We start from the raw sequence: 22,039 nt of genomic DNA on the forward strand, positions 1-22,039 counted from the left end.
CTACTGTATGGGGATGAGCTCGAAGAAACTCTTTCGCTGGTACAAAGATGTCTTGAGCGGATACAAAAGCCCAGGGCACCAACGCCATTTGCAGAAGACTGGAGCCTCACGATCTCTAGGGTCTTCTGCTAAAAGCCCTGTAAGTTCTGATCTAAAGATCCCCATTCTCAATGAGAAGAATATGGGATCCATCATCTGCATAGACGAAAAGAACATCAACGGGGATTGCTACACCATCGTGTCGAACCCAGAGACGAATAAAATCGTCCTGATGGTCAACACGCTCCGAGCCTCCCAGATCGTCTATCTAATGAGATCAAACATCTCCCAAGAAGCACTTTTCGCAGTCTCTTGCGTAACCCGTGATATGGCTCCAAACTACGACTGGGTGGCTCGTGAACTCTTCCCCAATGCCTATCAAGTTGCGGACAAATTTCACGTTGTCAAAAACATCATTGATCAAGTCCAGTCAGTAAGAATACGCTACCGCCAAGAGCTTCTACGCAAGCAACGGGAGCTGGAGGAGGCGAGTCGCAAACGGTCTAAACTGCAGCCCGCCCCCAAAATCCAGCAAGAGCTCAAAGAGTTCAAAAAAGAGCTGTCCAATGGAGATACCCAGCTACAGCTCCTCCAGCGCAGCAAAGGGTTACTACACAAGCTTCACAACGAGCACACAGCCAGTCAAAAGCTACGCGCTCGGCTACTCTTTAGACTTTTCCCAGACATCAAAGAAGCGTACAAATTCTCCGTAGCGCTACGGAAGTGGTACCAACGTCCTATGCGAAATGGTACCTCCATAACACCCTCCCGACACCTGTTGGAGTGTAAGAAAAAAGCACTTCTAGAGATCATCACTAATCACCTCAGTAGTCCATGTGAAGAGGTCAAGAACATCGCTCACTTTATGGTCAAGCACATAGGAGAGATCTGCAACTACTTCCTCGGCTATAAGACCAACGCTTCAGCAGAAGCACTCAACCAGAACCTCCAACGCTTTATCGCCATCAACTATGGAACCCGAAATAGTGACTTCTTCCTCTACCGCATCGCCGTTCACTTCAGTTAGTTTTTTGCGTGTGGCTTTCTCCCCAGCACCTCAAAATAGGAATTAGCCAAAATTAGTTTTCCAAGGGTGGAAAATTAGTTTTCCAAGGGTGGAAAATCTATTATTTGCTACCTTTGCATTTGATGAATGAGAGAGAGATAGAGGCTACTGATCAAGCCGAAGACAATAAGCGGACGCATGACCTGCGCACGCAACCGATCCCTAAGCTACTCCTGCAGTATGCTATACCAGCTGTGGTGGGTACGGTCGTGCAGGCACTGTACAACATCGTGGACACGATCTTCATCGGCCAGGGTAGTGGCGAGCTAGGCATTGCTGCGGTCTACATTGGCTTCCCATTGATCATCCTGCTCGTCGGCTTCAGTATGCTCGTGGGTACGGGTGCCTCTGTGGGCGTGTCGATAGCACTAGGCAGGCGAGACTCGGATCGTGCGGATCGCATCTTGAGCAATGCGGTCTATCTGACCTTTAGCTTCTACATCCTAGCGGTCACACCCTCTATCATCTTCCTAGATGATCTATTGCGACTCATCGGGGCAAGCGACAATATCATCCCCCTAGCAAAGGACTACCTCCACATCTATCTGCCAGCCATCATACTGAGCAACCTGACCTATGGGTACAACAATGTGATGCGTGCATCGGGCTATCCGACGAAAGCGATGATCACAATGCTCCTCGGAGCGGTGGTCAATGTGGTGCTAGACTACCTCTTTATCATGCGCTTGGGATGGGGCATCAAGGGTGCTGCTTGGGCTACGGTGATTGCTATGTCCTGCACGATGGTCTTCGTACAGTACCACTTCTTCCAGCGCAAGAGCGTGGTACGCTTCAAGCGTCAGAACATGAAGCCCTCGGGACCTATCCTCCTATCGATCATCAGTGTCGGTATAGCTCCCTTTGCGATGCAGGTGGCGGGCAGTGCTGTAAGCTTTGTGCTCAACCATAACTTCTCACACTTTGCTAAAACAGTGGCTGAGGCGGATCTATCTATAGCAACCTATGGTATCATCAACAACTACACGACACTCATCGCATTGACTATCATCGGTGTAGCACAAGGTATGCAGCCTATCGTGGGGTATAACTATGGTGCAGGACATATCGAGCGATCACTCAGTTGCTACAAGCTCGCTGTCGGGGTCAATACGGTCATCTCTGTACTAGGCTTTGCGGCCGCCATGCTGCTTCCGGAGCAACTCTTCATGCTCTTCAATGCATCGCCTGAGCTGATTGAGATAGGTCAGCGTGCCATACGAATAGTTTTCTCGGTCTTCTTCGTTGTAGGCTTTCAGATTACCACTTCGCAGCTCTTCCAGAGCCTTGGGCTGAGCCGTCAGGCTATCTTCATCAGCTTGACACGTCAGGTCATCTTCCTCCTACCTGCGCTGCTGATCCTCCCCCACTTCTACGGTATCGATGGCGTCTGGTATGCGATACCTCTGGGTGATCTCTTGGCAACGGTTGTCTCGACATCGATGATTATCTACTACTTCAAGAAGTGGACTAGCGAGCAAACCTCTCCCTTAGCGTAAGACCTTCTAAATATGCACGTACTCCTCTACACGCTCTTTATACAGCTCATCGGTATCCTCTACCTCGTGTGGCGTGGCGGGCAGGCGGTACCTCGTGGCTGGTGGCGACGGTCGCTGCGTGGGGTGCTACTGGCCGACCTGCTCTTCGTCCTTGTGGTCGTTTTGCTGCGCCATCAGCTCTCGTCGGATCTACTCACTTTTAGCATCGTCTTCGTCTGCTCGTGGGCTTTCGTACTCCTATATATAGTACCCCTAGCACTCCTGATCAATGGCGGACGACTGCTCTACAAGCGCATCACGGGGCAAACGCTTCGCGCACGGCTCGGTGACACGGTATACCAGCGAGCTAAGTGGGTTCTCTTCTTCGTTACGGTAGCGATCTCGGCTTTGATCCTTATGTATGGCTACCAGCAAGCTGCGACACCGCACATGGTGGAGCATAAGGTGGAGCTGACCAAGCCGCTCGGCGCTGACCGAGAGCATCTGCGGGTGCTCTTCGTGTCGGACCTCCACTTTAGCGAAACGATCGGCCGACCCTTTGCGGAGAGGTTATTGGAGCTTTACAAAAAGACAGAGCCAGACTTGATGCTTGTGGGTGGAGATATCTTTGACTACTACCCCGACCCCGCCTATCTAGACAGCATCCCCGAGATCATGCAGCAGATCACCCCACCACTGGGCTGCTACTACGTACTGGGCAATCACGAGTACCGCTCCGACATGGCGAAGAAGAAGGCTTGGATCAAGCTCGTCGGGGGGACGCTCCTCGTGGACTCTATCGCAACGCCTGGCGGAGCGGTGACGCTCATTGGGCGAGATGACTATACGCAGAGCGAGCGGGCTTCGCTCTCTGAGTTAATCGGACAGATACCGCAGGAGAGCCAGCAACTACCGCGCATCCTCTTCGAGCATCAGCCGAGACAGCTATACAGCCTCGCGAGCAACGGCATTGACTTGGCACTCTATGGACATACCCACGATGGACAGATCTTCCCCTTCTCCCTACTGGTACGTGCTTACTATCCGATAGCGCACGGCTTCACCGAGCGATACGGCACGCCTGTATACGTCTCTAGTGGATATGGTGCTGCGGGGCCGGCGATGAGGCTTTTTACCAATAGCGAGGTGGCGGTCTTCGATTTGTACAGCACTAGCAAGTAATAAGACCTTGACACAGCAGATCATACTACTGACGAATACGGGCTCTCCACGGACGGCTAATGAGGAGGACGTGCGAAGATACCTGCAGGAGTTTCTCACCGATGGGGACATCATCTCCGTGCCCTATCTAATGCGACAGCTACTGGTCCGGGGTATCATCGTGCCTCGTCGCACGCACTACTCGGCAGAGCGATACCGTCGGCTCTTAGCACTCTCTGAGGGAGTCATGCCTCTGACCGCAGAGATGCAGCGACTCGCAGAGCTAGTTGCTCAACTAACGCAGCTCCCGACGCTCTACACACCCCGCTATGCACAGACAAGCCGTGCACAGTGGGGCGAACGTATCGCCCAGCTTGTCGGGACGGACGATGTGGAGGTACTACTGCTCCCGCTTTTTCCTCAGTACACACGAAGCAATGCAGGCAGTGCTATCACCTATTTCTCGGATCTACCCAAGCCTACTGGAGGACATTTCAAGACCACTGTGCTGACTCCTTGGGGTACCGATTTGCGCTATATCGAGCAATTCGCCGATCTGATCCAAAGGCATGTAGATACGAGCGACGACAGCTACCACTACATCGCCTCCTATCATAGTATCCCCGAGGCGCATCAGAAGTACGACCAGACGCATGGCTGGGACTACCATGCGCAGTGTGTCGCTACGCTACAAGCGGTGATCAGCAAACTAGGCATACCTGAGGAGCGGGTCCATCTCACCTTTCACTCCGCCATGGGGCATGGGCGCTGGCTAGAGCCGACACTCGTCAGCGTACTGCAAGAGCTCGTAGCACAGGGAGTACGCCGCGTCGTGCTCTTTAGTTCTAGCTTTGTCGCAGATTGCCTCGAGACGAAGCTGGATCTGGATCTAGAGGCTCGTGAACTATTCCTCGCAGCAGGTGGCGAAGAGCTTATCTACGTACCCTGTCTCTCCACCCACCCTGATAGTGGCGCGCTCATTGCTAGCTTAGTCGAGCGGGTACAACGACAGTGCTAGCTCCACTTCCGTAAATCAAGAAGGGTGCAAACTAGACATCTCTCTAGCTTGCACCCTTTTTCTTTCTTTGAGACCGCAGTCTCAGTCTAGAGGGATTAGAACTTCATCGTCATACCCATATAGACCGTGCGAGGCTGCATAGGTCCGTATATATAGCCACTATCACGTCCGCCACCTAGGTCAAAGTCCTTCTGGAATGAGTTGAGTAGGTTGTTAGCTCCGAGGAAGAGCTGCAGAGATGAAGAGGTGAAGATATCGAAGTCGTAAGAGATACGAGCCCCTAGGTCGAAGAACGAAGGAGTCTTCTCGATACGTCCCCACTTAGGTGCAGCCTCGCTAGCATCCGCTGCCCCAGCCTCACGCTTACCGGCAGCAACGAGCTCACGATCTAGGACAGCGCTCTCAGCACCATACTCGATCACGTGAGGAGCTAGCATGCTACCCGTATAGTTGCACGTAGCAGTTAGATTGAGCGTAGATACAGGATTGTAGGTTAGCGTCAAGTAGCCGTAAGTCATAGGCGTCCTCATGAAGTTGCGGCTCTTCAGCTCTGTGCTGACGAAGTTGCCGTCACCATCTGTGTAGAAGCCAGCAGCCTTCTCTGGGCCATTGTTCTCAAGCGTATTGATGTCGCTAGGAGTCTTCTCGTTCTCACCCTTGATGAGTGAACGCTCTACACCTGTGCTCTCGGGCTTGTCCCAGAGGCTCTTGGCAATGGTAAAGCCAGCCTGTACGGTAAAGCGCTTGTAGGCAACCTTACCCTCGATGTTTGCACCATAGACAGAAGCGTCCGAAGCGTTGTAGCGCTCAAAGAGTGTAAAGCCCTCACGCTCCTCTATAGGACGTGTATTGAAAGCACCCTGGAGACGTGTGAAGAAGCCCTCGAGGAGGAGGTTAGCCTGCATAGCTCCATGAGAGAAGTACATATCGTTGCTCAGGTTGAAGCTGTGACTGTACTCAGGCTTGAGGCCCTTGACATTGATCACCTTCTGTGCTTCACCCGATACGACACCAACGTGTAGATCCTCGTCGAAGGTCTGAGGAGCACGGAAGCCCTGTGCATACGAAGCACGGAGGTTCATCCAGGTGAATGGATTGTAGCGTACCGTAGCACGAGGTGTGAAGACAGGCTTGACGGCTCCCTTGTCATTCCTAATCGCTGAGTGTTCGTCAAGACGACCACCGAGGAGGAGGGTGAAGACCTTGTTCGTCCACTCGATCTGAGCGATCTGGCTAAGGTTATGAATGCGCTGATCTAGACCAGGAGCGCGAGAGCTACCGTCAGGGAGCTTCTGATACTTGAGGATAGGCATCTGATCGTTGAGGTGGTCGTAAAGATACTCAACACCGACGAGGATGTTGCCAGGCATGAAGAAGAGGCGATCCGTCTTGTAGGAGTACTGAGCACCCCCCATAGCTACATTGCCATGAGTCAGACCGTAGTTATCACCATAAGCTTCCTTAGGAGTAGCATGCTTGTCGTCGGCTACATTCTCCTCATCGATACCGCCATAGTAGCTGTTGCGTACGATACGCTGGCCAGAGGCGTAGAGCTGGAAGTTGTGCTTGTAGTCTGTCGAGTGAGCGTCATAGCGTAGATTACCGCTCAGGATCGAGTGACCGACACTCTCAGCGACAGCGACCACATGCTCAGGACGCTCGAAGTGGTCACCGCCACGACGCTTCTCCTGGATCGAGTGGATCTCAGCGGTAATCTTGTTGTATGGGTTGAGGCGGAAGAAGAGCTGCGTACCGAGTGCACGGCTCTCTAGCTGCCCTATCTCGGAGAAGCCATCGCCATTGGCATCCCAGCCCGTACGCGTACGATGCTGTCCGAAGATCATAGCCCCCATCTCACGGTCAGGGCTGAGGATGGTACCATTGAAAGCGATCGTATTGTCTGGCTCCTTGCCACCGATGAGCGAGAGGTTTTCGCTCAGTGAGAAGCTATTGGTCGTAGGCTCCTTGGTAATCACGTTGACCACACCTGCGATAGCGGACGAGCCGTAGAGGGCAGAGCCACCGCCACGTACGACCTCTACACGGTCGATCATATTAGCGGGGAGCTGCTCTAGACCGTAGACACCAGCCAAGGCAGAGAAGACAGGACGGCTATCGATCAATATCTGCGAATAGCGACCATCGAGACCGTTGATACGCACCTGGTTGAAGCCGCAGTTCTGACAGTCGTTCTCGACACGGATGCCTGGCTTGAAGGCAAGACCACCTGCGAGGTTGACCGCATTGTTGAGCTGGAAGCTCTTGCTGTCGATCACCGAGACCAGTGTAGGAGCGTAGCGGCGCAGCGTGCGCTGACGGTTGGCCGTGACGACCACCTCCTCAAGCTGGGTGTCATCAAGGACCGCCTCAAAGTTGACCTCTAGTGTCTCCCCTTTTTTTAGTGTGACTTCCTTGACCTGCGTCAAGTATCCGTCAGCGAGCATCGTCAGGGTTAGCTTGCCAGGCTTCTGATTGCGAAAGGAGTAGTGTCCCGAAGCATCGGTCGTGACCGAGACATTGTACTGCTGGATGATGATGGTAGCACCCGCGATGTGCTTCTTTGTTGCGGCATCCACCACGTGACCCGTGATGTGGGCATCGGCATGGGTAGATACGATGGGTAGCATACGCTCAGCCGAGAGAGCTGCAGGCGTAGCCACCGCCATAGACAACGAGCAGAGAGTCGCAAGGAGTGCGCTCATAGCCCTGATTGGTAGTTTACTGTACTGCATAGATAGATTATGATTGTTTAGATGATATATTTGCTTGCTAGATTGTCTTCTTTTTTTGAGGGGCAAAGATAAGACAACTCTCACTCCCTAAGACCACTTAGCCACAAAATTACTAGCTACTGGGTATCACTTCCCCCTTCTTATACCTACCTATTAGTAGACCTTATGACACAGCTCCAATAAGAGCCGAGACCTCTTTCCATGACACGATACGCTATTGCCTCTGAAAAAGATGATCCCCACGTGGCAATTTTCAAATCTCCACGTCGGGAATGAAAACTCCTACGTAGGCGAGAAATGAAACTTCGGAGGAAATGTTTCTCGCCTAGGGGGAGAATAAAAAAACGAACCCCGAGATATTTGAGCATCCTCACGTGGCTAATCGGCACCAGTCGTCTGATATAATGTGCGATCAGACCTATTAAGCTGCACTAAACTATTGGCTAGTTCAAATAAAGTTCGTACCTTTGCCCTCCGAAGTAAGGACAGACGTACTGTCCTTGAAATATTCTCATCACAACAAACGTAATACAAAGAATAGCAAGTATGATAATTGTACCAATCAAGGAGGGCGAAAACATCGAGCGTGCACTCAAGCGTTATAAGCGTAAGTACAACGACATCGGTATCATTCGCAATCTCCGCAAGCGCCAAGCATTTCAGAAGCCCTCAGACGTCAAGCGTCGTATGATGGAGAAGGCTCGCTACGTGCAGTCACTTCGTCAAGAGGAGCTAGACGCTTAAAAAAAGATCTATTAGAGACTCCACGCTCCGAGCAGCCTCTATGGCTCAGCGAGTAGAGAAGTCTCATCGATGACTAGAATATTTGCGTAGGGAGTCCCCCCATCGGGGACACTCCCTACGTCTTCTATACCCAGTACTACTCAGCCGTATACGCTGTGAAGTGCTGGGCTTTCTTGTGTCATCTCCTCCTAGATATAGCAAATCTTACAACTAGCCCTTTGTAGGGACGCACGGCTCGTGCGTCCGTTGTATCAAAGGTTATGTTGTATCAAAGGTTAAGATGTCAATACTCGTATCGCTTTGACACAACGGAAGGAGATGGACGCTGTTCGACAACGGACGCACGAGCCGTGCGTCCCTACTTTAAGTTTGCAGAGTGAAAAGGAATCGACCCGAGAATAGGTCAGTTGAACGGGTTGTTCTTACCTTTGTTGTAGTAAGGTAAGGACAGCAACCAGAAGGTAATCTATCGTCCCTACGAGGCTTCGAGCCTAAGACTTGTTAGAGACCCTCTGGAGTTCAGCTACTCGAGACTTATTAGAAAGGAAGGCTCAGAGCCTAATTAAAGTAATAGCCTAATGTAGCCTAGCTGCCTTATCAAGATTCAAGTACAAAGTTATGAAATACTACTTTATTGGCATCGACGTTTCCAAAGAAAAATTGGACGCCACCCTGATTCACTACGAATCCGAATCAGACAGCGAGCAACAGCTCGCCTACACCACTGTAGAAAACAACCCTAAGGGATTCAAGAGCCTTGTCTCTTGGAGCAAGAAGAACGCAGGTCGAGGAGTCAAGACCGACGCCATGCTCTTCTGCTGTGAGACTACAGGAGGATACGATCGCGCACTCTGTGACTGGCTCTATGGCAACGGGCTAAACATCTGGCGCGAGAGCGCCCTGCAGATCAAGCGTAGCATGGGTCTGCGCAAAGGCAAGGACGATAAAGCTGACTCGGAGATGATCGCTTACTACGCCTTACGCTTCCGCTCCAAAGCCACTCTCTATAAACCTCTGGACGAGAATATGCGCAACCTACGCGACCTTTTCCTCTACCGGCAGTCACTAGTTGCCGATAGGCAGGCTAAGCTAGTTAGTGCCAAGGAAAAACGGCACATCTCTAGCAAGTCTAAAGCCGACAGCTTCATCTACCGAGATGCCCAAAAGGCTATCGACCTCTTGACCAAAAGCATCAAAGAGTGCGAGCGCCGAATGCTTGAGATCATCAAGGCAGACGAGGAGATGTACCGCAACTACCTGCACCTCATTTCCTGCAAAGGAGTGGGTCTCGTCACCTCCGTCATGCTGATCATCTACACCGACAACTTCAAGACTTGGAGTGCCAAGAAGATGGCTAGCTACTGCGGTATAGCGCCCTTCTACGAGAGCTCTGGGAGCTCAGTCTTTCACAAAGCCAACACAGGAGGCTACAGTAACCGACGGCTAAAAGGAATCTTGACCCAAGCAGCCCGAAGTGCCATAACGCATAACCCAACATTAAGACAATACTACCTACGCATGAAAGCCCAAGGCAAGCCCTACGGGGTTATCCTCAACAATGTCAACAACAAGCTCGTACACATTCTCTTCTCTTTGGTTCTGCACGACTGTGACTTCGAGCTAGACCACGAGACGAAGAGAGCTGCTCGAGCCTAGTCCAAGGGAAGGAAACTCTTCGCTCGGGGAGCGCCTCCGCGGCAAGGGGTGGGAGCCCCCACCCCGCCGAGCGGTTCCCCGCCGAGCAGTCGACCGAGCTCGCGAAACGAGAAAAAACTTCGCATTTTACTTGCATATGAACTTAGAAAGCAAATCGTTACTCGTCAAATGGAACTGTATATCGTAACACATCTCATCGAGCTACCTAATTTGCGGGATCTCGTCGTAACAATAACGAAACAGCTTAGAGTGGTATTTGTTAAGATGTTTAGTTACTTTTGCAAGTAAATGGGTGTGGAGTGCCATCTCTTAGGAGTTCTCTCTAAAGGCTACATCATGAACGCCCCAAACTAATACTAAGTATACTAATCACTAACACTTACAGAATATATGGTGAAACGTTTATCACTTATCATCACAGCACTCGCACTCCTACTAGCGAGTAGCCTCTCGGCACTTGCGCAGGTGCAGGTGACGGGTATAGTACTAGAGGAGGGCTCAGATGAGCCTATACCTAGTGTAGCGGTCTACACAGATGGAGGAGCATCAGGAACCTACACAGAGGGCAATGGATCCTTCCAGCTCAATGTAGCAGCTGGCAGTCAGCTTACCGTGAGCTTCATAGGCTATGAGACCTTAACGCTACGGGTCCCAGCCTCTGCACGGGGTAGCTATGACTTTGGCAAGGTCTATATGGCGACTAGTGCTATCGGACTAGACGAGGTGCGCGTCATCGCATCGGTCGTACCCAAGGACCGACTGACGCCAGTACCCGTCTCCAACGTCACGATGAAAGCTATCCAGACGCAAGCTCCAAACATTGAGTTCCCCGAGCTACTTAAAGCAACACCCTCAGTCTACGTGACCAAGGGTGGCGGTGGCTTTGGCGACTCCCGCATCAACCTGCGTGGCTTCGACTCTAATAATATAGGTGTCCTGATCAATGGTGTGCCTATCAATGATATGGAGTCAGGCAAAGTCTACTGGTCCAACTGGGCTGGTCTCAACGACGTCAGCAGCTTCATACAGGTGCAGCGTGGTCTAGGTGCCTCTAAGCTAGGTCTTTCTTCTGTCGGTGGTACCATCAATATGGTGACCAAGAGCACCGATGCCAAGAAGGGTGGTAGCATCTACACAGGTGTAGGTAATGACGGCTTCCTGAAGACCTCTTTCAATGTCTCTACGGGCCTTATGGACAATGGCTGGGCGATCTCTCTTGCAGGCTCTCGTAGCCAAGGCGATGGTTACGTAGACGGGACTAACTTCGTAGGCTGGAGTTACTTCGTCAATGTCTCTAAGCGCATCAACGATCACCACCGTCTATCCTTCACCGCCTTTGGAGCGCCTCAGTGGCACAACCAGCGTGGACAGATGTACCTCATCGAGGACTATCACAACGCCCCCGAGGGTCGTCGCCTCAATCGTGGTTACGGATATATCAATGGACGTGTAGAGGGCGGTGCTTACGCGCGCAACTTCTACCACAAGCCTCAGCTCTCGCTGAACCACTACTGGGATATCAATAAGGAGAGCAGCATCTACACCTCTATCTACGCCTCTATCTCCCAGGGTGGTGGCCGTCGCATACGTGGTGCTAAGACAGACTGGCTCACACTCGACTACAACACCGGTCGCCCGAAAGACCCCGCAGCCTTCATGGGTACTCCCGATGGCTTGCTAGACTTCGATCGTGTCATGGAGGCCAATAGAGCTTCAAACAACGGCTCGCAGCTCATCTTCAGTAATGCAATGAACTCGCACAACTGGTACGGCCTACTCTCCTACTACACCAATAAGTTTAGCGACCTCTTCAAGCTAACCGCTGGCTTTGACGGACGCTTCTACCAGGGCATACACCGCGAAGTTATCGACAACCTACTCGGTGGTGACTACTACATCGAGCCTCAGAACTCCTCTACCAAGCTTATGTACCACAAGCCCTACCAGCCTCTACAGGTGGGCGACTATATCCAGTACGACAACATTGGCGAGGTACTCTGGAACGGACTCTTTGCACAGGGTGAGTTCACGGGCGAAAACTTCAACGCCTTCATCTCTGGCGCTGTATCGCACAAGGGCTACCGCTACGTCAACCTCGGCGGTACGGGCGAGAAGTACGACTCGCTGACCCCTCCCGACAAGATCGTCTCTCCGTGGGCTACTTACCTGCCTTGGAGTGTCAAGGCTGGTGCGAGCTACAAGTTCCTCGAGCACAGCAACGTCTTCGTCAATGCGGGTTACTTCACCATCGCTCCATACTTCCGCAATGTCTTCTTCCGCTACAACACGACCATCAATACGGGAGCTAAGTATGAGCGCGTCTTCACGGGCGAGGTCGGCTACGGCTTTAAGATGCAAAACCTCCGCATCGACCTCAACGGCTACTATACCAAGTGGCTGGACAAGAGCCTCACACGTAGTATGGGCAACAACACGACGGCCAACATCTCTGGTCTAGATGCTCGCCACGCGGGCGTCGAGCTGGAAGCTACTTACACACCGATCAAGCCGCTAGACATTCGCTTCATGTTCTCTTGGGGCGACTGGATTTGGGCTGACGATGTCAAGGCCGATGTCTTCGACGATGCGCAGCAGTATGTAGGCACGATCAATGCTTTTGTCAAGGGCGTACACGTGGGCAACTCAGCTCAGATGACCTCTGCGCTCAGCATCTCGTGGGAGGCACTCAAGGACTTCCGCCTCAAGGCTGACCTCAACTATGCTGGCAAGAACTACGCAGACTTTGACCCGACGAATCGTACCAAGGAGACCGACAAGGTGGACGCTTGGCGCATACCCGACTACTGCACGCTCGATCTCGGTGCTAACTACCGCTTTAACATCGGCTCTTGCGATGCGACCGTCTACATCAACGTCAACAACGTGACCAACACCGAGTACATCTCTGATGCTCGCGATGGTAAGAACCACGACATGCAGTCAGCACTCGTCTACTACGGCTTTGGCACGAACTGGGCGACTGGTCTACGCATCAACTTCTAACTCTAAGACACGCAACTAATATGAAACAGATCACACAGCTCCTCGCAGTCGCAGCACTCCTGCTGCTCACCGCCTGCAATCCAATGGAGCAGATATATAAAGAACTAGACTCGGTAGACCATCCAATAGAGAAGAGTGTTGCCTACGCCCTCACGGATGCCGACTACAAGACGATAGCCTCAGCTTTTACCAAGCAAGAGGAGGCAGGCTACACTGGCTCCAGCAAGGAGGAGTTTATGAAAGAGGTCAAGCACGAGGCGAACTATGTCAAGACGAACCGCACACTCACCGCTTGGGTCTCTCCGGAGAAGTACGTCCCAGCTCTCATGGCTAAGATGTACCCCGAGTGGGGCAAGGGCTCTGCCGTGACCGTATCCTACGCTATGCAGCAGCACCCCGCAGAGGACGCTGCTCTAGACAAGCTCATATCTGTCAAAGTCTCAGCCGACGATGCGACCAAAGCTGGTCTCACGGCAACTGACCCTAACAAGCTCTCTAAAGATGAGATCGCTAAGCTGGGCAAGTACCTAGCCACCACCTATGCAGACAAGGGTACTAGCTACCTAGCTAAAGTGTCTCTCGCTGATGGGCAGCGCAACATGCTCTTCATCGGAGAGCGTCTCGCTGATAGCCGCACCTACAAGGTCATCTCACCAGCTGAGTACCAAGCCATGGGCAGCAAGTACGGCAACTTCAGTAGCTCGATGCTCCCCGAGCGGTACATACCACAGCTACTGCAGCAGAGCATGCCGTACGCTCAGCCAGGTAACCAGCTTATCGTGGTCTACGAGTGGTTTGACAACAAGGTCACCACGCCTGAGTACCAGAGCTTCAAGCTAGAGGGCAATCAGTGGCGTGTGGCTCAGACCTCAAGCCAGTTTGTCAACATCGGCAAGCAGTGGATCTTCGACCCGACCATCCGCTTCACGCTGACGGCCGACGACTTTATGATACTGCACGCTTGGGTCAAGGCCAATAAGCCCGACTACATCAGCGAGAAGTATCCCGACAATGAGGAGTGGTGGTTCTGCGGTAGTGCTTACTACAAGAACTTCAACATCGACGGTGGCAAGAGCGTCGGCGCTCGTCCCGACGAGGAGGGCAAGTCTACCGACGAGCTATTCAAGCTACGCCTAGAGCGCATCAAGGAGGGTCTCAAGCTCATCCTCAAGGCGCACTATGCGGACAAGCCTGCACAGACCAACGGCATCGACCAGATGTACGTCATCACCACAGGTCTACGGCAAAACTATGCCAATAGCACCATCACCTTCACCTACAAGGGTCTCGGCGGTGGCAACTTTGAGTACGTCTCCGGCCCAGATGCGCTCTAAATCAGCAGTCTAACTAGAAATGCTTAGGGGCAGTCGGCTTATCGGCCGATTGCCCCTATTCGTCTGAAGGCAGTTCTATTCGTCTGAAAGCAGTTCTATTCGTTTGAAAGCAAAAAGAGAAATACCCAACCACTGAATGATTTCAGTGATTGGGCATCTCTCTATATTAATTATTATGCGAGTCTATTATCTTAGCAGGAGAGGACTACTTCTTTGGAGCCCTTTGGACGACCTGAAACTCTAAGTAGTATGAATCTGTACCCTCAACATTGGTACAATAGATAGAGCCCCACATTGGTCCTTCGGGGAACTGAGTCATATTGTAGCCCTCGAAGTTCAGCTGCCCGCTCTTGTACTTCGATGGTTGCAAATTCTCTGTAAAGCCGTAGAGCGTCAAGATGTCACGGAGTAGCTTGATATCCTTCTCAGAGCCATCGTGAGCAGCTTGGACTACATCCTTCTTAAATAGGGGTCTCGTCCAGCAGTCGAAGTATATATCATCTTCCTTTACATAGTGATAATAGAGATCTGTGATGAGTCGATTGTCCATATAGGCTCCGTTAGCATACTTAGGCGCCTTCATCAGAATCATCTTATGACTATGTCCCCCCGTGTCGCCATCGTCCTCATGATCATCTTCGCCATCGTCATAGCTAAAGAGCACCCAGTCATACTTCTCATTGGCAGCTATTATTTGCTTCTGAGCCTCCTTACTGACAGGTACATCAGGGAAGAATGGTATGTATATCGGAACGATCTTGTCATCGCCACTATATAGACCCATATAGCGATTACCGACGACCACTTTGACAGTCTTGGTCTGATCCTTAGCCATGACCGTGACAACAGCCTCACCCTCCTTGACTCCAGTGACGACACCCTTATTGTCCACCGTAGCGACAGACTCATCTGAGGAGCTACAGCTGTAGGAGATCCCCTCAGGAGTGATAGTTAGTTGCTTCTGAACGCCTACTCCCAGCTGCAACATCTCAGGTGCTACGCTTAGCTCGAAGGAGTCATTCGTTGGTTCGTTGTTTTTATTACAAGCTCCGAAGAGCGTTAGCGTGGCTAGAGCCACTAAGAGCATACAGATCTTTTGTTTCATAGGAAAATTGTATTGCTTAGTATTATGTGATTACCTTGTGGCGCAAAGGTAACGCTTTTAACCCATACCCTAATCGTCTTGAGGCTAAAGTCATTTTATCTACCCTAAGGGCTAATTTTTATTTTGAGGTGCTGGAGAGAAGGTAAATCCCCACGTGGAAATTCTCAAATCTCCACGTGGAGAATAAAAAATATCCACGTGGATATGAAATGAAACTTCCGAGGAATCAAATGAAACTTCGGAGGAATCGTTTCGTCCCTACGTGGAGAATAAAAAATATCCACGTGGGAAATCGAAAATCTCCACGTGGATATTCTGTTTTATAGTCTCAGTTGATTAGAACACGTCATCCTAAAGTTTTCCCAGCACCTCAAAATAGGAATTAGCCACCCTTAAGAGAGGAGTACGAGTGGATAAGTGACAAACTATCTAGAGCAGTTGCCTCTCCAATGTTGCTCTATCTATTGAGAAAAGCGTATATTTGTGGCGTGAATGGTTTGTCCTCCTTTGATTCGTACTCTTTGGAGGTGTCTAACTGACACATTATCTAACTAGCGTAATCAACACAACAAAACTTATAGGCGATATTATGAGAAAACTAATGACCGTCCTTCTGCTCATAGCAGCAGTTGTCGTGGGCTATCTAGCAGTCATGAGCATTCTAACTCCGGAACGATTCTCCAAGACACGCATTGCTCGTGAGGCACCTATTCAGGTACGTCTGAAAGAGGTGGCACACGTTGAGAATGCCTTTCATGATGTCTACAACCGCTATGCTCCTGTAGATGAGCTTCGTCAGTTCCTTACTGATGGTAAGATCTTTTACGTTCGCTCTGAGGGTGACTACACCGATGCTATGCGTGAGGCTGGCATGAATGAGCGTCAGGCCGCTGCTAAGGGGCTGATCGTACGTGACACTGTATGGGTTAGCGCACGCGACTCTCTACTCAAGGATGGTATGACACCAGAGGAGTTTCTACAAGTACCTGGCTTCCCCGAGTCAATCATAGAGATCGACACAGCATCTGTCGCTCAGGAGATCGGGGAGGATGTCGTTATGGTACCCGTATTCCGTACAGCTGTACCTCTATCTGTCTACCTAGCTGATCAAGATCATAAGCTCCTCAACACAGCCATCAAGGATGCTGAGGCTCGCTATCAAGGCACGGGATACCCTGGACTCGCTCTAGGATCTCTCAAAGAAGTCAAGAACACAGGCAACTGGGAGTAACTCTCGAGGTAGCTCTCTCTACGTCTCTATACTTTATCTGTATGAGACACACTGATCTACCAATTCAGACAATAGACTTCAAAGTGTAGCCCGCTGGTTCTCATTGTCGGGGAGAGTCTATCTCTCGACGGGTGGGCAGATTTGAGAGCTTGAAGCCTATTGTCTGACGCTACTTATAGCTACTATGCAGCAGCCTCCAGCACTCCCTAAAGACACACTGACATCTGCAGTCTCATCGCTCACATTGCGACTGACTGCAGATGGCTTTGTCTATCTATATACCCTCTCAGACGAAGAGACGAAGACGAAAGCGGGTGCACAGGAAGGCTATCTCACTAAGAGTCAGAGCCAGTTTGTGCCACTAGACTGGTCTCGTGTCTCCGCACTATGGGGAGACATTATCGCACGACATCCTATCCTCAGCGATCCTGAGGGAGAGGTACGCATACTCTACCCCGCCTCTCACTATGTAGTCATACCGAGTGGCATGAGTGGGGAGCAGGATGTACACTGGTGGCGACTGACGGCTCCTATCTTTGCCGACGAGGAGCAGTACTATAGCGACTCGTACGCCCTAGGCGACGGCAAGCCTAGTCTGGCTGTGGGCTTTAGTCATCTACTCAAAGGCTTTCTACAGCGTAGCTTCGTAGCTTGTCGATTTATCCCTACGATCCTACCTTTTGCACAGCGGGTGTTGCGACAGTCGTCTCTTCAGACTGGGCTCTCGCTAGGTGTCGAGCTGGTCGAGGGCGGTTGCGATCTAGTACTATGTCAGTCGGGGAACTTGCTTCGGGCGAATCATTACAGTTGGCCTCGCTACCGCACCTGGCAGCATCATCTCTACCAAGTCCTCTACTTCTTAAGTAAGGTATACTTGGATAGTTCCGTGGATCACGCGGCTCCTGTATCGATAATACTATCCGATGGGACGGCTGGCACTGATAGCTTGGTGGGTGAGCTGTTGCAGGCACTTCACCGACAGTTCACGACTGCCGACTGGAGCGTATCTGTCATGCCGATAGACTATTGGTACGCTTGATTGAGTTATTACCATGCGCATTATAGCAGGCAAATATGGTCGTCGTCGTCTTTCCCCACCTAAAGGGTTGACGCTCCGCCCCACGACAGATATAGCCAAGGAGGCTCTCTTCAATAGCCTCTCGGCACAATATGACGTAGAGGGTGTGCGGGTGCTGGATCTCTTTGCGGGCATCGGAGGTATCTCTCTAGAGTTTGTCTCACGGGGAGCAGCCTCAGTGACCTCTATTGAGAAGCATCCTAAGCATGCAGCCTTCATCCGGTCGGCCGCGGACACGCTAGACAAGGAGATCCTCTCGACTAAGCAGCTCCTAGTCCTCAACCGCTCGGTAGAGCAGTACTTACGTCAGTACGATGGGGAGCCTTACGACCTGATCTTTGCCGATCCGCCTTATAACTTGCCGTGGATCAAGGATATCCCCGACTTACTCTTTGCCAGTAAAGCGTGGTGCCCTAGCTCTATCTTCGTACTAGAGCACCCCGACACGGTGGACTTTGCTGAGTCCCCTCGCTTTGCTTGGCACAAGTCTTACAGCGCGGTGCAGTTCACCTGCTTCGCCCCGACAGACGAATAGCTATGCAGATAGGCACCCTTGACTTAGGCTCTAGACCGCTACTGCTCGCACCGATGGAGGATGTGAGCGATGCACCCTTTCGCCTGCTCTGTAAGCAGTTTGGTGCTAGCCTCGTCTACACCGAGTTCATCAGTGCCGATGCGCTTGTGCGTTACGTACCCAGCACGATGCGCAAGATGCGTATAGACCCGGCAGAGCGTCCCGTCGCCATACAGATCTACGGTCGTGAGGTGGAGACGATGTGCGAGGCGGCTCGTATCGCCTGCCAACTGGAGCCTGATCTACTCGACCTCAACTTTGGTTGCCCCGTCAAGCGGGTCGCTGGCAAGGGGGCGGGCAGTGGTATGCTCCGTGACCCCGAGCTACTCCTCGAAATTACCGCCGCAGTGGTCGCTGCGGCTAGTTGCCCCGTGACGGTCAAGACGCGTCTAGGATGGGATCACAACAGCCTTATCATCACCGAGCTGGCACCACGCTTACAAGCTTGTGGCATCGCAGCTCTGACCATCCATGGGCGTACGCGCAGCGATATGTACAAGGGGAGTGCCGACTGGACTTTGATCGGAGAGGTGCGCTCCAATCCTGAGATCCAGATCCCGATCATCGGCAATGGCGACATAACGACAGGCGAGGAGGTACGGCACGCTTTTGACACCTATGGAGTGGATGGGGTTATGGTCGGACGAGCAGCCATCGGACAGCCGTGGATCTTTGGCGAAATGCGAGCTGCCGTCGACCCCACCTTTACCGCTCCTCAGCTAACTTCCCAGCAACAGCTAGAGATCCTAAAAGAGATCGTTCACAAGAATATCGAGAAGCTAGACGAGCGCAGAGGCATCCTGCATAGTCGTCGCCACCTAGCCGCCACACCCCTCTTTAAGGGCATCCCCAACTTCCGTGCGCTACGCATAGCGATGCTCCAAGCCCCTACCCTAGCCGACCTGGACGATGTGCTAGCGCAGGTAGAGCCTTTGCTCCCCCCCAATTCTAACCTCTAATCTCTAGCTACATTATGAGCAAACAACTCCGCATCTGGCTCTTTGTCCTCCTCGGCACGCTCTTCACCTCCAGCTCCCTCCTCGCCGAAGGCATCATCACGATGACCACCTCCAAGGCCATCGGAGAGACAATCTTACTAAGAGTCGTAGCGAATGGCAACGTATCCATCGAGGGGGCTCTAGAGACTGGAGAAATGAACGAAGATGGTTTCAAGTTCTACACGATTAAAAGCCAGACGATTACCATCCGAGGCGATGTGACATCGCTTAATTGCGGGGAGAGCGAACTGACCAGCTTGAATCTGTCTCAGAACACCGCCTTGACATCGCTTGAGTGCTCTTACAACCAACTGACCAGCCTAGACGTGTCAAAGAACACCGCCTTGACAAAGCTTGACTGCTGCTGCAATCAACTGACCAGCTTGGACGTGTCAAAGAATGTCGCCTTGACAAAGCTTGCCTGCTTCAGCAATCAACTGACCAGTTTGGACATGTCAAAGAACACCGCCTTGGAAGTGCTTAACTGCTTCAGCAATCAACTGACTAGCTTGGAGGTGTCAAAGAACACCGCCTTGACAAAGCTTTGGTGCTCCTACAATCAACTAACTAGTTTGGATCTGTCTCAGAATATCGCCTTGACAAAGCTTGATTGCTCCTACGACCAACTGACCAGCTTGGATGTCTCTGGCTGTACCGCCTTGACAGAGCTTAACTGCATCAATAATCAGCTGACCAGCTTGGACGTGTCAAAGAACACTGTCTTGACAGAGCTTGAATGCTCCTACAATCAGCTGACCAGCTTGGATCTGTCTCAGAACACCGCCCTGACAGAGCTTTTCTGTCACAGCAATCAACTGACCAGCTTGGATGTCTCAAAGAACACGGCCTTGGAAGTGCTTGACTGCTTATACAATCAACTGACGAATTTGGACGTGTCAAAGAACACCTCCTTGACATCGCTTGAGTGCTCCTACAATCAGCTGACCAGCTTGGAGGTGTCAAAGAACACCGCCTTGGAAGTGCTTGACTGCTTCAGCAATCAACTGACCAGTTTGGACGTGTCAAAGAACACCGCCTTGGAAGTGCTTGACTGCTTCAGCAATCAACTGACCAGTTTGGACGTGTCAAAGAACACCGCCTTGGAAGTGCTTAACTGCTTCAGCAATCAACTGACTAGCTTGGAGGTGTCAAAGAACACCGCCTTGACAAGGCTTAACTGCGATTACAATCAACTGACGAGCTTGGACGTGTCAAAGAACACCGCCTTGACAACGCTTGGTTGCAACGACAATAAGCTGACTAACTTGAACATGTCTGGGTGTGCTAATTTGATGGTTATTAATTGCTCCAACAATTATATCAATGGCAAGGCTATGACCAAGCTGGTGAATAGTCTTCCCAATCGAAGGGGAAAGAGTAATGGTACTATTGTTATAGTAGATAGCTCCTCTAAGAAAAGCGATAAAAACAGGTGTAGCGCTGCTGACGTAACTACCGCAAAGAGGAAAAACTGGAAAGTTCGACAATAAAAGCGTCCTGAGTGGGACTGTAAGCTTCGTCTAGTCCGACCCACAAGGGGTCGACCTTCTAGCACGTTCGCCTATCCATCGGTCGTTCGGGGCTTTGCCCCTCCGACCGACGGCTACGATGCGTCGGACCTCTAGCGAGGTCCTTTTCTTATCAGAGTGATCGAAGGGGCTAGAGGCTAGAAGTTAGAGCGAGACGAGTAACGGTTACTCGTCTCCTCTAACTTCTAATCTCTAATAACATATCTTTACGGGGAAATTCGTCCGATTCCCTCCTTTCTCGAATATCCACGTGGGAAATCTCAAATCTCCACGTGGATATTTTTTATTTTCCACGTGGGCGTCATTCATTTCCTCCGAAGTTTCATTTCATTCTTCCGAAGTTTCATTTCATTCCTCCGAAGAATTTTTTATTCTCCACGTGGAGATTTCGAAATATCCACGTGGAAATCAGTTTTCCCCGACACGTCACCGTGTCGACATGTAGTCGGTTCTAAATTATTGTAACGAGCTGGCGTCGAATCTTCCCCAGCCAGACTAGCTAAAGCATCAGATGCGCCATAACGATAGCCCCAGCGACCGCCACATTGAGCGACTCGCAGTGGCTATCGACAGGCGACGGGATCGTAATCCGCTGAGAGACGAGCGCAGAGAGGTCGGACGAGATACCATTGCCCTCGTTCCCTAGTACCAATATATAAGGTTGCTCAGGTGCCAGTCGCAACGTGCGAAGCGGTGCGCCATCGATGAAGGTCCCTATCACGGGTATCTCCGTCTGCGTTAGCATCGTGAGCAGAGCCGTCCTATCGGTGTAGCGATAAACTTGCACTCGCGCCAGAGCACCCATAGTCGCTTGTAGCACCTTTGGAGAATAAACGTCTGCGCATCCCTCTGTACAGAGGACCTGTCTGATGCCCATCCAGTCGCAAGTACGCAGCAGCGTCCCGACATTACCAGGGTCCTGCACATCGTCTAGAAGGAGCGTGGGTTGTTGTAGCGCTTGGGGAGCCTCTATGATTGGGATCTCGCAAAGCGCCAGTAGCGGACGAGGACTCTTCAGACCACTCACCCGCTCTATCTGCTTCGGATCAGGCAGGATCACCGCCTCGGCAATGCTCTCTGGGCATCGCCCTAGCAGAGGCTTGACTAGCTCCTCTGTACCAACTAGTAGCTGACACTGGTAAGCTGGGAGCATCTCGCCGATCAGCTTCTCGCCCTCAGCGATAAAGAGGTTCGACTGCTTACGATGCTTCGCCAGTTGCAAGCTTTTAATCAGCTTCACCTCTGCATGGGTGAGGGGGCGGTGCTCTATCTTTGTGCGCTCAGACATACTCTTCT

16 protein-coding genes are annotated in these 22,039 nt (G+C 51.6%); 13 read left to right on the plus strand and 3 right to left on the minus strand.

Going from position 1 to position 22,039, the window contains the following annotated elements:
• Window positions 1-13: 13 nt before the first annotated feature.
• The 4 genes from PORAS_RS07105 to hemH all read left to right on the plus strand — a co-directional run bounded on the left by PORAS_RS07105 (window position 14) and on the right by hemH (window position 4,759).
• The gene (locus tag PORAS_RS07105; RefSeq protein ID WP_245528015.1) at window positions 14-1,066 is read left to right on the plus strand and encodes a transposase; all 1,053 of its coding nucleotides are present in this window, start codon (window positions 14-16) and stop codon (window positions 1,064-1,066) included.
• Between the two features lie 122 nt (window positions 1,067-1,188).
• Window positions 1,189-2,601, plus strand: coding sequence for an MATE family efflux transporter (locus PORAS_RS07110; RefSeq protein WP_013760731.1), 1,413 nt, complete (start codon window positions 1,189-1,191; stop codon window positions 2,599-2,601).
• Between the two features lie 12 nt (window positions 2,602-2,613).
• On the plus strand, window positions 2,614-3,762 hold the full coding sequence (locus tag PORAS_RS07115) for a metallophosphoesterase (RefSeq protein ID WP_013760732.1): 1,149 nt from the start codon (window positions 2,614-2,616) through the stop codon (window positions 3,760-3,762).
• 7 nt (window positions 3,763-3,769) lie between these two features.
• Window positions 3,770-4,759: a ferrochelatase gene (gene hemH / locus PORAS_RS07120; RefSeq protein WP_013760733.1), complete on the plus strand. Its 990-nt coding sequence runs from the start codon at window positions 3,770-3,772 to the stop codon at window positions 4,757-4,759.
• A 95-nt stretch (window positions 4,760-4,854) separates the two neighbouring features.
• Here the strand turns inward: hemH and PORAS_RS07125 are convergent, their stop codons facing one another.
• Complete coding sequence (locus PORAS_RS07125) at window positions 4,855-7,491, minus strand: TonB-dependent receptor (RefSeq protein WP_013760734.1); 2,637 nt, start codon at window positions 7,489-7,491, stop codon at window positions 4,855-4,857.
• Between the two features lie 546 nt (window positions 7,492-8,037).
• Here PORAS_RS07125 and rpsU point away from each other — a divergent pair.
• From rpsU to PORAS_RS07145, 4 genes are all read left to right on the plus strand, one after another.
• Window positions 8,038-8,235 carry a 30S ribosomal protein S21 gene (gene rpsU / locus PORAS_RS07130; protein WP_004330390.1) on the plus strand — a complete coding sequence of 66 codons (198 nt, stop codon included), beginning with the start codon at window positions 8,038-8,040 and terminating at the stop codon, window positions 8,233-8,235.
• Between the two features lie 618 nt (window positions 8,236-8,853).
• Window positions 8,854-9,891, plus strand: a complete 1,038-nt coding sequence (locus tag PORAS_RS07135) for an IS110 family RNA-guided transposase (protein ID WP_013760735.1) — start codon at window positions 8,854-8,856, stop codon at window positions 9,889-9,891.
• 390 nt (window positions 9,892-10,281) lie between these two features.
• Window positions 10,282-12,894: a TonB-dependent receptor gene (locus PORAS_RS07140; protein ID WP_013760737.1), complete on the plus strand. Its 2,613-nt coding sequence runs from the start codon at window positions 10,282-10,284 to the stop codon at window positions 12,892-12,894.
• Window positions 12,895-12,914: 20 nt separating this feature from the next.
• Window positions 12,915-14,228 (plus strand): hypothetical protein, encoded by a 1,314-nt coding sequence (locus PORAS_RS07145; RefSeq protein ID WP_013760738.1) that lies wholly within the window; start codon window positions 12,915-12,917, stop codon window positions 14,226-14,228.
• Between the two features lie 205 nt (window positions 14,229-14,433).
• Here PORAS_RS07145 and PORAS_RS07150 read toward each other — a convergent pair whose 3' ends face one another.
• Entirely contained in the window at window positions 14,434-15,333 is a 900-nt protein-coding gene (locus PORAS_RS07150) for an Ig-like domain-containing protein (RefSeq protein WP_013760739.1), read from the minus strand.
• A gap of 589 nt (window positions 15,334-15,922) precedes the next feature.
• Between PORAS_RS07150 and PORAS_RS07155 the strand changes: the two genes are divergently transcribed.
• The 5 genes from PORAS_RS07155 (at window position 15,923) to PORAS_RS09020 (ending at window position 20,704) form a co-directional block, all read left to right on the plus strand.
• Window positions 15,923-16,564: a hypothetical protein gene (locus tag PORAS_RS07155; protein WP_013760740.1), complete on the plus strand. Its 642-nt coding sequence runs from the start codon at window positions 15,923-15,925 to the stop codon at window positions 16,562-16,564.
• Between the two features lie 184 nt (window positions 16,565-16,748).
• Complete coding sequence (locus PORAS_RS07160; RefSeq protein ID WP_013760741.1) at window positions 16,749-17,603, plus strand: DUF3822 family protein; 855 nt, start codon at window positions 16,749-16,751, stop codon at window positions 17,601-17,603.
• A 13-nt stretch (window positions 17,604-17,616) separates the two neighbouring features.
• Window positions 17,617-18,177: an RsmD family RNA methyltransferase gene (locus PORAS_RS07165; protein ID WP_013760742.1), complete on the plus strand. Its 561-nt coding sequence runs from the start codon at window positions 17,617-17,619 to the stop codon at window positions 18,175-18,177.
• A 2-nt stretch (window positions 18,178-18,179) separates the two neighbouring features.
• Window positions 18,180-19,175 carry a tRNA dihydrouridine synthase DusB gene (gene dusB, locus PORAS_RS07170; protein ID WP_013760743.1) on the plus strand — a complete coding sequence of 332 codons (996 nt, stop codon included), beginning with the start codon at window positions 18,180-18,182 and terminating at the stop codon, window positions 19,173-19,175.
• A 14-nt stretch (window positions 19,176-19,189) separates the two neighbouring features.
• Window positions 19,190-20,704, plus strand: a complete 1,515-nt coding sequence (locus PORAS_RS09020) for a leucine-rich repeat domain-containing protein (RefSeq protein WP_013760744.1) — start codon at window positions 19,190-19,192, stop codon at window positions 20,702-20,704.
• Window positions 20,705-21,242: 538 nt separating this feature from the next.
• Here the strand turns inward: PORAS_RS09020 and PORAS_RS07180 are convergent.
• Window positions 21,243-22,031, minus strand: a complete 789-nt coding sequence (locus PORAS_RS07180) for a TrmH family RNA methyltransferase (RefSeq protein WP_013760745.1) — start codon at window positions 22,029-22,031, stop codon at window positions 21,243-21,245.
• Between the last annotated feature and the right edge of the window lie 8 nt (window positions 22,032-22,039).

This window comes from Porphyromonas asaccharolytica DSM 20707, assembly GCF_000212375.1.
Taxonomy (GTDB): domain Bacteria; phylum Bacteroidota; class Bacteroidia; order Bacteroidales; family Porphyromonadaceae; genus Porphyromonas; species Porphyromonas asaccharolytica.